We start from the raw sequence: 13,052 nt of genomic DNA on the forward strand, positions 1-13,052 counted from the left end.
GCAGCGTTGGATGTGATTTCCCGGAGGCGATGCTGCGCATCTGTCCGGGCTACCGCCCGTAGATGGCGGTGAATCTGTAGCCCGGGCAGGCGCTAGTCGCGACCGGGGAGATAATCAGAAGTGCATTGCGAGTTGTTTCCCGGATTGCGGCGTAAACGCCTTATCCGGGCTACCGGCCCGCAGTCGATGGTGAACCCGTAGGCCGGGCAAGGCGCTAGCCGCCGCCCGGCAAAGTTAACCGCTATCCCGGATTAATTCATTGATGTTTTCAGCGCGCGATCGGCGGCATGACGTTCCAGCGCCAGCTCAATCAAGCGGCTAATCAGGCTGGTGTAGTCCAGACCGCTGGCCTGCCACAGTTTCGGATACATACTGATATTGGTGAAGCCCGGCAGAGTGTTGATTTCGTTAATCACCACGTCGTTATCGGCGGTCAGGAAAACATCAACACGCGCCATGCCGCTACATCCCAGCGTCTGGTAAGCACGAACCGCGATCTCGCGAATTTTATCGTTCACGTCGCTGTCGATAGCCGCCGGAACCACCACCTTCGCACCCTGATCGTCAATGTACTTGGTGTCATAGGCGTAGAATTCGCTATTGAGGACGATTTCGCCGCAGGTGCTGGCTTGTGGGCTATCGTTACCCAGCACCGCGCACTCGATCTCCCGCCCTTTAATCCCTTGCTCAACCACGACTTTATGGTCAAATTCAAAGGCCAGCGCGACAGCCTGCTGATACTGCTCTTCGCTGTTCACCTTGCTGACGCCTACTGAGGAGCCCTGGTTCGCCGGTTTGACGAACAGCGGCAGGCCCAGTTTCGCCTGTATATCGGCAAAGCTCACCTGATTGCGGTTGGCGCGAGTCAGCGTGACAAAAGGCGCAATCGACAGCCCGGCATCGCGCAACAAGCGTTTGGTGACGTCTTTATCCATGCAGGCAGCGGAGCCGAGGACGTCGGAGCCGACGAAAGGCAAATTCGCCATCCGCAGCATGCCTTGCAGGGAGCCATCTTCCCCGAGGGTACCGTGGACAATCGGGAAGATCACATCGATGGCCGCCAGCGGCTGACCGCTATCGGCGTTAATCAGCTGCTGGGCATCACGGCCCGGGATTTGCGCCAGCGTAATATCGGATGGACGCAGGGCAATGTGGGCAGGGTCCTGCGGATTGAGCAGATAGTTGCTGGCATCGTTGATATGCCAAATTCCCTGCTTATCAATCCCTAACAGAACCACGTCGAAGCGCGTTTTATCAATCGCTTCCACGATATTTTTCGCTGACTGTAACGACACTTCATGCTCTGCCGATTTACCGCCAAAAACGATCCCAACCCTCATCTTAGCCATTTCAACTTCCATCCTGATTACATCAAAGCGCATAACATAGCATGTGAAATGACAGTGTGGCTGCCAGAATCTTTCACCCGCAAAGTTGGGGGTTAAAAGCTGTTCGAATGGCTGCGTTTACGGGTTGAACAGAAAATGCCGTCGTTGTGTTCAGAACCGGTTACCAGAATAACTTGCTGACGGTCAGGCGGTTCACTGTTTTATTGTTTGCTATAGCATTTTCACGTGAGATAAAACACCAAACTCAGCGCCAGCGCACCTCTGGTACTACCTCGCAGGAGGGAAATTGCTAAGCTAGTTAATAATTTCCAAAAAATTAATGAATACGCGTAGTTATGGAATCCTGGAAGGTTAATCTCATCTCCGTCTGGTTTGGCTGTTTTTTTACCGGACTGGCTATCAGCCAAATTCTCCCCTTTTTACCGCTGTACGTGTCCCAGCTTGGCGTCACCTCGCACGAAGCCTTATCCATGTGGTCTGGTTTGACCTTCAGCGTCACTTTCCTGGTGTCGGCGATTGTTTCGCCAATGTGGGGGAGCCTTGCTGACCGCAAAGGGCGCAAGCTGATGCTGTTGCGCGCCTCGCTCGGTATGGCTATCGCTATTTTATTACAGGCGTTTGCCACTAACGTCTGGCAGCTGTTTATCCTGCGCGCGGTGATGGGGCTGACTTCTGGCTATATTCCCAACGCCATGGCGTTGGTCGCTTCTCAGGTCCCGCGCGAGCGCAGCGGTTGGGCGCTGAGTACGCTTTCGACGGCGCAAATCAGCGGGGTTATCGGCGGGCCGCTGCTCGGTGGGTTTCTTGCTGACCATGTAGGCCTGCGGGCGGTATTTATCATCACCGCCGCGCTGCTGACGGTGAGCTTCCTGGTCACGTTGTTCCTGATTAAAGAGGGCGCTCGTCCGCCGGTGAGCAAAGCACAGAGGCTCAGCGGTAAAGCGGTGTTTGCCTCGCTGCCCTATCCGGGGCTGGTGATTAGCTTGTTCTTCACTACCCTGGTGATTCAGCTGTGCAATGGATCAATCGGCCCGATTCTTGCCCTGTTTATCAAGTCGATGGCACCGGACAGCAATAACATCGCCTTCCTTGCCGGGATGATCGCCGCCGTACCGGGCGTCTCCGCGCTTATTTCCGCCCCGAAGTTGGGCAAACTTGGCGACCGGATTGGCACCTCGCGGATCCTGCTGGCAACGCTGTGCTGCGCAGTCGTCATGTTCTTTGCCATGTCATTCGTCACGACCCCATTCCAGCTTGGCGTGCTGCGCTTTCTGCTCGGTTTTGCCGATGGGGCGATGTTGCCTGCGGTACAAACTCTGTTGCTGAAGTACTGTAGCGATAGCGTCACTGGGCGTATTTTTGGTTATAACCAGTCGTTTATGTATCTTGGTAACGTTGTCGGCCCGCTGATTGGCGCATCGGTATCGGCGATGGCGGGTTTCCGTTGGGTATTTATCGCTACGGCGATTATTGTGCTGATCAATATCTGGCAGCTGGCTATCATGCTGCGTCGTAGTCGCCGTACCGCCGCCTGAGCCCTTTCTTTCTCTTCGACCGGTATTGACGTCACTCCATCAATGCCGGTTTTTGATCTTCCTCATCTATAAATGCATCACCGATCACAAAACGATCATTTTCACCTCTTACCCCCTTCTATTTGTAACTGTTACGCGTATACAGTTACGCGTAACAGTTATGGAAAAAGAGGTTTTATGAGAAATTTATTCGATTTATCAGGGAAACGTGCGCTCATTACCGGTTCTGCTCAGGGGATTGGCAATCTACTGGCCGGTGGCCTTGCAGAGTATGGCGCAGAGATAATCATTAACGACCGTACCCAGGAACGGGCAGACCAGGCGGCGCAGGCGTTGGTGGCTCAGGGCCACCGCGCAGTAGGTTATGCGTTTGACGTGACTCAGGCGGCGGAGGTTGAGCAGGCAATTGCCCGTATCGAAGAGGAATTCGGTGCAATTGATATTTTAATTAATAACGCCGGGATCCAGCGCCGCTACCCTTTCACTGAATTCCCTGAAGAGGAATGGGATCGGGTTATTGAAGTTAACCAGAAAGGCGTTTTCCTTGTCTCGCAGCAGGTGGCGAAATATATGATGACGCGCCGTGCGGGAAAAATAATTAATATTTGTTCAATGCAAAGTGAATTAGGTCGCAAAACCATTACTCCGTACGCCGCATCGAAAGGAGCAGTTAAAATGCTGACCCGAGGAATGTGCGTGGAGCTGGCAGAATATAATATTCAGGTCAACGGAATTGCGCCGGGCTATTTTGCTACCGAAATGACGACCGCGCTGGTGAACGACGAGGCGTTTTCCGCCTGGCTATATCAGCGGACCCCGGCAGCGCGCTGGGGAAAACCGGAAGAGTTGATTGGCGCGGCGGTGTATCTGGCTTCGCCAGCAGCAAACTTCGTTAACGGCCATTTGTTGTTTGTGGATGGCGGGATGCTTGCTGCCGTTTAAATACCCGTCATACTTCAAGTTGCAAGTGCGTTGGCTTTCCTCGCTCACCCCAGTCACTTACTGGAGTAAGCTCCTGGGGACTCCCTGCGTCGCCGCCTTCCTGCAACTCGAATTATTTAGGGTATATAAGGTTTTGTCACTTTCAGGCGCAGACTTACAGCATGAGCCTGAAAAGATAATTAAACTCGTGGATGATATTCATTATCTGAGGATTGCTTATGCAAATGCTCGCGAAATTACCAGCGCGTCGCTGGTGGTATTTAATGCCGATTATTTTTATTACCTATAGTCTGGCGTACCTTGACCGCGCGAATTATGGCTTTGCCGCTGCGGCGGGAATTGAAAGTGATTTAGGCATTACTAAAGGCACCGCGTCGCTGATTGGCGCACTCTTTTTTCTCGGCTATTTCTTTTTCCAGGTACCCGGTGCGATATATGCGGTAAAACGCAGCGTGCGCAAAATGATTTTCTTTAGCCTTATTTTATGGGGCTTCTGCGCGGCTGCGACCGGGTTTGTCAGTAATATTCCGATGCTGATGGCGATTCGCTTTACTCTTGGCGTGGTCGAGGCGGCGGTGATGCCCGCGATGCTGATTTACATCAGCAACTGGTTTACCAAAACCGAGCGTTCGCGCGCCAATACCTTCTTGATCCTCGGAAACCCGGTGACCGTGCTGTGGATGTCTATCGTATCCGGCTACCTGATTCAGTCCTGGGGCTGGCGTGAAATGTTCATCATCGAAGGTATTCCTGCGGTGTTGTGGGCAATATGCTGGTGGATCCTGGTCCGCGATAAACCCTCTGAGGTCTCCTGGCTGAATGAGCAGGAAAAAGAGACCCTGCAGAAGGCGATGGATAGCGAACAGAGCAATATCAAGCCGGTACGTAACTATGGTGAAGCGCTGCGTTCGCGCAATGTGATTATGCTGTGCGCCGTGCATGCGTTGTGGAGCATTGGCGTATACGGTTTCATGATGTGGATGCCGTCGATTCTGAAAAACGCCGCGCAGATGGATATTGTAGCGGTAGGTTGGCTGGCGGCGGTGCCGTATCTGGCGGCGATCTGTCTGATGCTGACGGTCTCCTGGTTGTCAGATAAGTTCCAGAATCGTAAGCTGTTTATTTGGCCGTTGTTGCTGATTGCCGCTATCGCCTTCTTTGGTTCCTGGATGGTGGGTGACCAGGCGTTCTGGTTCTCCTATGCGCTGCTGGTGATCGCTGCTGCCTGTATGTATGCGCCTTACGGTCCTTTCTTCGCGCTGATCCCGGAACTGCTGCCGCGTAACGTCTCCGGCGTGTCGATGGGCTTGATTAACAGCTTCGGCGCGCTCGGTGCTTTCCTCGGCGCGTGGCTGGTCGGTTATTTGAATGGGATTACGGGCGGGCCAGGTGTTTCTTACACCTTTATGGCGATCGCGCTGTTGGCTTCGGTGGTGCTGATGTACAACGTGCGTGCCAATAACGAACCTTCCTCGTCATCGGTCACGGCAAAAAAGGTCGCGGGTTAACATAAACCGTAGCTGCTGTGGTAAGGTTCTCTGCGAGTACATAAGTCGTTTGTTGCAGAGAACCCGATGAAAAACAACCGGATGACATTACAGGATATCGCCAACCTGGCAGGGCTGAATAAGATGACGGTGAGCCGTTATTTACGCGACCCCAGCCAGGTTTCCCAGCGCAGCCGTGAGCTGATTTCAAAGGTCATGGAAGAGAACAACTATATCCCTAATCGGGCACCGGAAATTCTGCTCAATGCGCGCAGCAAAACGATAGGCGTGCTGATCCCCTCTTTTCGCAATCAGATTTTCGCCGATGTGTTGGCCGGTATTGAATCGGTAACCTCCGCGCACCAGTACCAGACCCTGATCGCCAACTACGAATATGACCCGCAGCGCGAAGAGCGCGAAGTGCTCAATTTGCTCTCCTATAATATTGATGGCCTGATCCTGACCGGCAAGCAGCATAGCGATCGCATGATTCAGTATGTACGCGCCAGCGGTATTCCAGTTGCGGAACTGATGGACTTCGGCGGCCAGCAGCTTGATATTCAGGTGGGGTTCGATAACGAAAAGGCGGCGTGGGATATGACTAACGCCTTTCTCGAAAGCGGCAAACGGTCAATTGCCTTTTTTGGTTCAATGGACGACCCTCGCGACCTCAGTCGTTTTCGCGGCACCGAGCTGGCGCTGGAGGTTCATGGCCTGAAGGCGTATCACATGGCTCCGCGCACCATCTCCTCGGTCGCCCTTGGCCGGCAGATGTTCCTGCAAACGCAGCAGTCGCGCCCGGATATCGACGCCATTTTTTGTACCAATGACGATCTGGCGGTGGGGGTATTACTGGAATGTCAGTCACAGGGCAAAGCGGTACCAAAAGAGATAGCCATAGCCGGTTTTCATGGGCTAGAAATTGGTCGCGCACGTTTACAGAAAATAGCCAGCGTCATTACCCCACGTTATGACATCGGTAAAACAGCAAGCGAAATACTGATCGCCCGATTGGCAGGTAAAGACGCGCCGGACAGCGTTAATCTGGCCTACCAGATATATTATGGTGATACGTTATAGTTATCGATGGAATAGTAATATTCCATTTTATTCTTACGTTGATGAATTTGGTTATGAGGCTTATTAATTGCTGCTGAGTATATTCCATGGTCTGAATAAGTAATGAGCAAAACGTTTCGCTTAATATGAGATGGAAAGAGGTGTTATTTTTAAAAATAATACTGGTGTCCGATGGCTGATGTGTGACATAAATAGCAGCCTACGGACCTCACATTAAGGATAACGCATTGTGAAGAATCTCATTGCTGAGCTACTGGTGAAACTGGCGCAGAAGGAAGAGGAAGCAAAGGAGTTAACGGCCCAGGTTGAGGCGCTGGAAGTGGTCGTCACCGCGCTGTTGCGCCATATGGCGCAGGATGCCCAGCAGGCATTAATCAACGATATTGAGCAGGCCATCGAGCAGGCAAGCCCTGGTCCGCTGGTCGATGACCGTGACACCCAGCTATTACAGCAATATATAAAGAAGCTGTTACGGCATCCTCGTAGTTAGCCTCTGTGACAAGATATGGATGCTGTCATTTTACTGTCACATCGCTTTTATAAAGTCTCCCTCGTTTTGTTTTTTAAAGTATTTTTTACATGGAGACGATAAAAGTGAAATTAAGCGCCCTGTTTATTGCCCTGATACCTCTGCTGGGCTCCCCGATTATTCATGCTGAAACGATACCCGCACCGGTTCTGGAAAATCGTGCCGCTCAGGGCGATATCACGACGCCGGGCGGAGCGCGTCGTTTAAGCGGTGATCAGACCGAAGCGCTGCGTGCTTCGTTAATCAACAAGCCGGCTAAAAATATTATTTTGCTGATTGGCGACGGGATGGGTGATTCTGAAATTACCGCCGCGCGAAATTATGCTGAAGGGGCGGGCGGTTTCTTTAAAGGTATTGACGCGCTGCCGCTGACCGGCCAGTACACCCATTATTCTCTGGATAAGAAAACCGGCAAGCCGGATTATGTTACCGACTCCGCCGCTTCCGCGACGGCCTGGACCACGGGTGTGAAAAGTTACAACGGTGCGCTGGGCGTCGATATCCATGAAAAAGATCATCAGACCATCCTTGAGTTGGCAAAAGTAGCAGGTTTAGCGACCGGTAACGTCTCAACGGCGGAGCTACAGGATGCGACCCCGGCTGCGCTGGTGGCGCACGTCACTTCGCGTAAATGCTATGGCCCAAGCGTGACCAGCGAAAAATGCGCCAGCAACGCGCTGGAAAAGGGCGGTAAAGGTTCCATTACCGAACAACTGCTGAATGCCCGCGCCGACGTGACGCTGGGCGGCGGGGCGAAAACCTTCGCTGAGAGCGCCACGGCAGGCGAGTGGCAGGGTAAAACGCTGCACGATCAGGCAATCGCTCGTGGCTACCAGATTGTCACCGATGCCAGCTCTTTGAACGCCATCAACCAGGCGAACCAGGACAAGCCGCTGTTGGGGCTCTTCTCTCAGGGCAATATGCCGGTACGCTGGGAGGGGCCGAAAGCCTCTTATCATGGCAATATCGACAAAGCCGCGGTGACCTGTACCCCGAACCCGAAACGTGATGCCTCGGTACCGACGCTGGCGCAGATGACGGAAAAAGCTATCGATCTGCTGAGCAGCAATGAAAAAGGCTTTTTCCTGCAGGTGGAAGGCGCATCTATCGATAAACAGGACCACGCGGCGAATCCGTGCGGTCAGATTGGTGAAACCGTCGATCTGGACGAAGCGGTGCAGAAGGCGCTGGAATTCGCCAAAAAAGATGGCAATACCCTGGTCATCGTTACCGCCGACCATGCACACTCCAGCCAGATTATTCCGGCAGACACCAAAGCTCCGGGCCTGACGCAGGCGCTGAACACCAAAGATGGTGCGGTGATGGTGATGAGCTATGGCAACTCTGAAGAAGAATCGATGGAGCATACTGGCACCCAGCTGCGTATCGCCGCCTATGGCCCGCACGCCGCTAACGTGGTCGGTTTAACCGATCAGACTGATCTGTTCTACACCATGAAAGCCGCACTAAATCTGAAATAGCCCGCAGCCGGTAGCGAATTTTCGTTACCGGCTGGTTTTTTCTCCATCAGCGACCAGACTTACAGAGATCCACTCATAGAAGGATGGTGCGATGAAAATAACATTACTTGTGACCCTACTTTTTGGCCTGGTATTTATGACGGCGGTGAGTGCCGCGGAAAAAGAGTTGACCCCACAGCAGCAGAAGATGAGCGTCTGTAATAAAGAGGCGTCATCGAAGTCGTTGAAAGGGGATGAGCGTAAGACGTTTATGAGTAACTGCCTGAAGAAAGATGCCACCACGCAAGACGGCAAGGGGCTAACGCCTCAGCAGCAAAAAATGCGTGAGTGCAACGCTCAGGCGACCCAGCAGTCTCTGAAAGGGGACGATCGCAGCAAATTTATGAGCGCCTGCCTGAAAAAACAGGTGTAAGAAACAAACGGGTGAGGGGTAACCTCACCCGCTATTCGGCATTTAAATCAGGAGCGGCTCAGCTTCTCTGATTTTTCCATGCATTTGACCATCGCTTCGATAACGGCGGAGCGAAAACCTTTCTCTTCCAGCACGCGCACGGCTTCAATTGTGGTGCCGCCAGGCGAGCAAACCATATCCTTCAGCGTACCTGGATGCTCCCCGCTTTCGAGCACCATTTTTGCGGAGCCCATCACTGCCTGTGCCGCAAATTTGTAAGCCTGAGCACGCGGCATTCCACCGAGCACCGCGGCATCGGCCATCGCTTCGATAAACATAAAGACGTAGGCCGGAGCGGAGCCGCTGACGCCAACTACCGGGTGAATCATCTGCTCGGCGATCAGCTCTGCCTGGCCAAAACAGCGGAAGATAGTCAGGATTTCGGCTGTTTCTTCGGGGCTGACCAGCGCGTTTGGAGTGACCGAGGTCATGCCTGCATTGACCAGAGACGGCGTATTGGGCATGGCGCGAACTATTTTGCGGTCATGGCCCAGCGCGCGTGCCAGCTGGTCGAGCGTTACGCCTGCGGCAATGGAAACGACCAGCGAGTCTTTATTCAGGCTGGAGGCCACGTCGCTGAGCACTTTGACCATCACTCCCGGTTTTACGGCGCCGAAAACGATATCCGCCACCTGGGCGACTTCCTGCGCGCTTTGTGCTGCATTAATGCCGTACTGGTCGTGCAGGGCCGCGACTTTGTCCGGCGACGGGGTGTAGACCCAGATTTGCCCCGGCTGAACCTGTCCGCTGGCGATCAGGCCGCCCAGGATGGCCTTGCCCATATTGCCGCAACCGATAAAGCCGATTTTCTTCTCCATCACCAATCCCCTTTGTTTTGTCGTTAGTTCTCTAGCTTATCATCAAATAGCCCTCCGGGGACTTCGCCGTTTACGGCGGAGAGCAGTCAACTTGTCGCTTTCACGAAAGGCAAAAGCAGGTAACAATACGGTTTCTCTTTTTCGTCGACAGGAGCCGCAATGGCTATTTGGGTTGATGCGGACGCGTGTCCGAATGTGATTAAAGATATTTTGTTCCGTGCCGCCGAGCGCGCGCAAATCTCAACGACGCTGGTAGCTAATCAGCCGCTGCGCGTTCCACCGTCGCGTTTCATCCGCACCCTGCGCGTGGCCCAGGGTTTTGACGTAGCGGATAACGAAATAGTGCGCTTATGCGAGCCGGGAGATCTGGTTATTACGGCGGATATCCCGCTGGCAGCTGAAGTTCTGGAAAAGGGCGGCGCGGCGCTGAATCCGCGCGGTGAGCGTTACAGCGAGGCAACTATTCGCGAGCGTCTGACGATGCGTGATTTTATGGAAACGATGCGGGCCAGCGGCGTACAGACCGGCGGCCCGGATAGTTTATCCCAGCGCGACCGACAACAGTTTGCCGCCGCGCTGGAAAAATGGCTGTTAGAGATCAAACGACAGCAGAATTAAACCCAGCTATCGTCGTCGCTGCCGAAATCGCTATCGTCGCCAAAACCGGCGTCGAAATCGGAATTATAAGCACTGTTATCGGCAAGGAACTGTCCATCATCCTGGCGGAAGGTATCGTCTGCCGTGCTGGTGTCCTGTGCCTGGCTAAGGTCCGGCTGCGGTTTGTCTTCAATAATATTGACGATCTCCTGTGGGTGCGAACCGCTGAACATATTCGTCAGCATATTCCCGAGCACCACACCGCCAGCAACGCCTGCCGCCGTTTGCAGCGCGCCTGCCATAAATCCCCCGCCGCTGCGTGCCGTCGCCTGTGGAACATAGTTTTGCGCCTGCTGGGCGTACTGCGGCTGCGCGTTAGCCTGCGGTCGGCCGTATTGCTCTGAGCCAGGAATCGGGTCAGAGCCGCGAGACTGGCCGCCACCAAACAGTCCAGAGAGAAATCCGCCGCTGCTTGGTTTCGCCGCCTGAAGCTGCGTCACCTGACTTTCCAGCGCCTGAATGCGGTCATTGAGCTGTTTGATCGCCGCTTCCTGAATCAGGATAGTTTGCGCCATATAGTAGGGGGCGGAAGGCTGCTCGCTGACGTGCTGGGCAATCCGCTCTTCAGCGCTGGCATCGCGGGATGCGCTGCGGGTCTCGGCCTCTTTCAGCCGGGAAAACAGTCCATCAATAAGGCGTTGCTCTTCAGATTGCATAATACATTCCTCAGTCATACTAATTAATGAGCGTCAGAGTCTCTCTGAACGAACCATGTTGTAAATATGTTGCCGCGTAAAGCTATGCAGAAATGTGTTACTGTTTACGCCAGACTGCGAACAAAAAATAACTTTTGCGGGAAAGTAAAGCTGGCATAACACCAAATGCAATGATAAGTTTACATGTAAAGTCCTTTCAAATACTAAGGTGAAAGGGTTTGTAGATGGTGTGTAACGTTTATTTTACGGATGTCATTGAGTAAGTTTGCGGTACCATTGTTTCTCTTTTCGCTTTCTTTATATCCGCAAAACGCGGAACCAAGGGGTCTTCGGTAATGGCACAGCTAATTTTTCTTGTCGGGCCTCGCGGCTGCGGTAAAACAACCATCGGTCACGCGCTGGCGCAAGTTCGCAGTTTCCAGTTTGCTGACACGGACCATGAGCTGCAGGAACATGAGCAGCGCACGGTCGCGGCTATCGTCCAGCAGGAAGGCTGGGAGCGTTTTCGCGCGCTGGAAACTCAGGCTCTGGAAAGAGTCGCGAAGCCGGCGACGATTATCGCCACCGGTGGCGGCATTATTCTTAGTGAATACAACCGTCAGTTTATGCGTGAGAACGGCGTCGTGATTTATCTGGAAGCCTCGGTTTCTGCACTGATTGACCGCCTGGAGGCCTATCCGAAAGCTGAGCAGCGTCCGACGCTGACCGGGAAACCCATCCGCGATGAAGTGGGTGAGGTGTTGGCGCAGAGAGAAGCGCTGTATCGTGCTGCCGCGCATCATATTATTGATGCGACCGTATCGCCGGATGAAGTGGTTGAGCAGATTATGGCGACGGTTTGCGGGGCGACCTACAGCAGTTAAGATTTTGCTTACGGTAAACGGATCGGCTGCGCCTATACTTTAAAATTCTTAAAGTAGAAAAAGGAAGCGTTATGCCGACCAAACCTCCATATCCAAGAGAAGCGCGTATCGTTGCTGTTGAAAAAGGGCCGGAAGGTCAATCGGTGACATGGTATGAACTACGCGCTGATCATCCCACGCCCAACTCGCTTATCAGCGAGCATCCCTCAGAACAAGAAGCGCGAGATGCAAAACAGCGCTACGAAGATCCTGACAAATCATAATTCCCCTATTAATGTCCGGGACTCGCTCTGAAAAGGCCCGTTACCGGGCATCTATCACATTTTTAATCTATTAGCAGTACTAATGATTACCTAAGTTATGGATTTTCAGGAGCGTTTTTAACGCTTCTGGAATCTTTACATTCTATAGCGGCGCTAACCTGCTACGCTTCTCGACGGTTGATTTTTAGTCACCATGGGGCAGATGTTGTTAATAGAAGCCTGTTTTTAAACAGCGGTACTGGAAAGGTACATGATATGAGTAGTGCATCGATGGCTATTTTGACCATTGGGGTAGTACCGGTGGCGGAGATGTTGCCGCTTTTAACCGAGCATATCAGGGAAGATCAAATCACCCACATTAGCCTGCTTGGCAAAATGGCGCGTGAAAAGGTTATGCAGGAGTATGCCGTGGAATCCGGCGAAGAGACGTTACTGACCTTGCTGAGCGATAATCAAATTGCGCAGGTCTCTCGGCAAAAGGTAGAGCGGGATTTGCGTAGTGCTATCGCGATGCTCGACAAACAACATTACGATCTTATTTTACTGATGAGTACCCATCCTTTTCGCGGCTTTGCGGCGAATAATGCGATCCTGCTCGAACCGCAAAGGATCATCCCGCCGCTGGTGGCATCCATTGTTGACGGTCACCAGGTTGGGGTGATTGTTCCGGTTGAAGAGATTTTGCCGCTACAGCAGGAGAAATGGCGGGTGTTAGAAAATACACCACTGTATGCCATCTCCAATCCGGTTAGCGGTAGCAAAGATGATTTACTGGCCGCGGCCAGGGAGTTGATAGCGCAAGGGGCTGATGTACTGATGCTGGATTGTCTGTGCTACCACCAGCAGCATCGTGACGTGTTACAAAAAGCGCTGGATATTCCGGTTCTATTGTCAAATGTGCTGGTATCAAGGCTGGCGGCAGAACTATTAGTCTAACCTGA

Annotated in this window: 14 protein-coding genes; 11 read left to right on the forward strand and 3 right to left on the reverse strand. The window is 52.9% G+C overall.

The genetic code is table 11. The annotated features are described in order from the left end of the window. Positions 1–251: 251 nt before the first annotated feature. A complete protein-coding gene (gene ddlA / locus QVF11_RS02025; protein WP_287855105.1) occupies positions 252–1,349 on the reverse strand; it encodes a D-alanine--D-alanine ligase in 1,098 nt (365 codons plus the stop codon). Between the two features lie 335 nt (positions 1,350–1,684). On the opposite strand from ddlA, the gene QVF11_RS02030 reads away from it, so the two are divergent. The 7 genes from QVF11_RS02030 (at position 1,685) to psiF (ending at position 8,815) form a co-directional block, all read left to right on the forward strand. Next, positions 1,685–2,884, forward strand: coding sequence for a multidrug efflux MFS transporter (locus QVF11_RS02030; protein WP_112214086.1), 1,200 nt, complete (start codon positions 1,685–1,687; stop codon positions 2,882–2,884). Between the two features lie 177 nt (positions 2,885–3,061). Beyond that, positions 3,062–3,826 carry a gluconate 5-dehydrogenase gene (gene idnO, locus QVF11_RS02035; protein WP_061155606.1) on the forward strand — a complete coding sequence of 255 codons (765 nt, stop codon included), beginning with the start codon at positions 3,062–3,064 and terminating at the stop codon, positions 3,824–3,826. 218 nt (positions 3,827–4,044) lie between these two features. Then, positions 4,045–5,334 (forward strand): MFS transporter, encoded by a 1,290-nt coding sequence (locus QVF11_RS02040; RefSeq protein WP_112214089.1) that lies wholly within the window; start codon positions 4,045–4,047, stop codon positions 5,332–5,334. A gap of 66 nt (positions 5,335–5,400) precedes the next feature. After that, on the forward strand, positions 5,401–6,393 hold the full coding sequence (gene idnR / locus QVF11_RS02045) for a DNA-binding transcriptional regulator IdnR (RefSeq protein WP_142512222.1): 993 nt from the start codon (positions 5,401–5,403) through the stop codon (positions 6,391–6,393). Positions 6,394–6,622: 229 nt separating this feature from the next. After that, a complete protein-coding gene (iraP, locus tag QVF11_RS02050) occupies positions 6,623–6,883 on the forward strand; it encodes an anti-adapter protein IraP (RefSeq protein WP_110273811.1) in 261 nt (86 codons plus the stop codon). Positions 6,884–6,972: 89 nt separating this feature from the next. Continuing rightward, positions 6,973–8,403, forward strand: coding sequence for an alkaline phosphatase (gene phoA / locus QVF11_RS02055; protein WP_167492819.1), 1,431 nt, complete (start codon positions 6,973–6,975; stop codon positions 8,401–8,403). Positions 8,404–8,494: 91 nt separating this feature from the next. Beyond that, complete coding sequence (gene psiF, locus QVF11_RS02060; protein WP_110273810.1) at positions 8,495–8,815, forward strand: phosphate starvation-inducible protein PsiF; 321 nt, start codon at positions 8,495–8,497, stop codon at positions 8,813–8,815. Positions 8,816–8,862: 47 nt separating this feature from the next. On the opposite strand, the gene proC is transcribed toward psiF, so the two are convergent. Beyond that, the gene (gene proC / locus QVF11_RS02065) at positions 8,863–9,672 is read right to left on the reverse strand and encodes a pyrroline-5-carboxylate reductase (RefSeq protein WP_112214092.1); all 810 of its coding nucleotides are present in this window, start codon (positions 9,670–9,672) and stop codon (positions 8,863–8,865) included. A 159-nt stretch (positions 9,673–9,831) separates the two neighbouring features. Between proC and QVF11_RS02070 the strand changes: the two genes are divergently transcribed. Then, positions 9,832–10,290: a YaiI/YqxD family protein gene (locus QVF11_RS02070; RefSeq protein ID WP_287855109.1), complete on the forward strand. Its 459-nt coding sequence runs from the start codon at positions 9,832–9,834 to the stop codon at positions 10,288–10,290. Here the strand turns inward: QVF11_RS02070 and QVF11_RS02075 are convergent. Continuing rightward, a complete protein-coding gene (locus QVF11_RS02075) occupies positions 10,287–10,985 on the reverse strand; it encodes a DUF2076 domain-containing protein (RefSeq protein ID WP_142512219.1) in 699 nt (232 codons plus the stop codon). The genes QVF11_RS02070 and QVF11_RS02075 overlap by 4 nt on opposite strands. Positions 10,986–11,320: 335 nt before the next feature. Between QVF11_RS02075 and aroL the strand changes: the two genes are divergently transcribed. The 3 genes from aroL to QVF11_RS02090 all read left to right on the forward strand — a co-directional run bounded on the left by aroL (position 11,321) and on the right by QVF11_RS02090 (position 13,047). After that, positions 11,321–11,848, forward strand: coding sequence for a shikimate kinase AroL (gene aroL, locus QVF11_RS02080; RefSeq protein ID WP_112214095.1), 528 nt, complete (start codon positions 11,321–11,323; stop codon positions 11,846–11,848). Between the two features lie 71 nt (positions 11,849–11,919). Next, positions 11,920–12,111, forward strand: coding sequence for a YaiA family protein (locus QVF11_RS02085; protein ID WP_112214096.1), 192 nt, complete (start codon positions 11,920–11,922; stop codon positions 12,109–12,111). A gap of 255 nt (positions 12,112–12,366) precedes the next feature. Next, positions 12,367–13,047, forward strand: a complete 681-nt coding sequence (locus QVF11_RS02090; protein ID WP_287855110.1) for an AroM family protein — start codon at positions 12,367–12,369, stop codon at positions 13,045–13,047. Positions 13,048–13,052 lie beyond the last annotated feature (5 nt).

The sequence above is a fragment of the Klebsiella sp. genome, assembly GCF_027492335.1.
Classification (GTDB): Bacteria; Pseudomonadota; Gammaproteobacteria; order Enterobacterales; family Enterobacteriaceae; genus Klebsiella; species Klebsiella huaxiensis.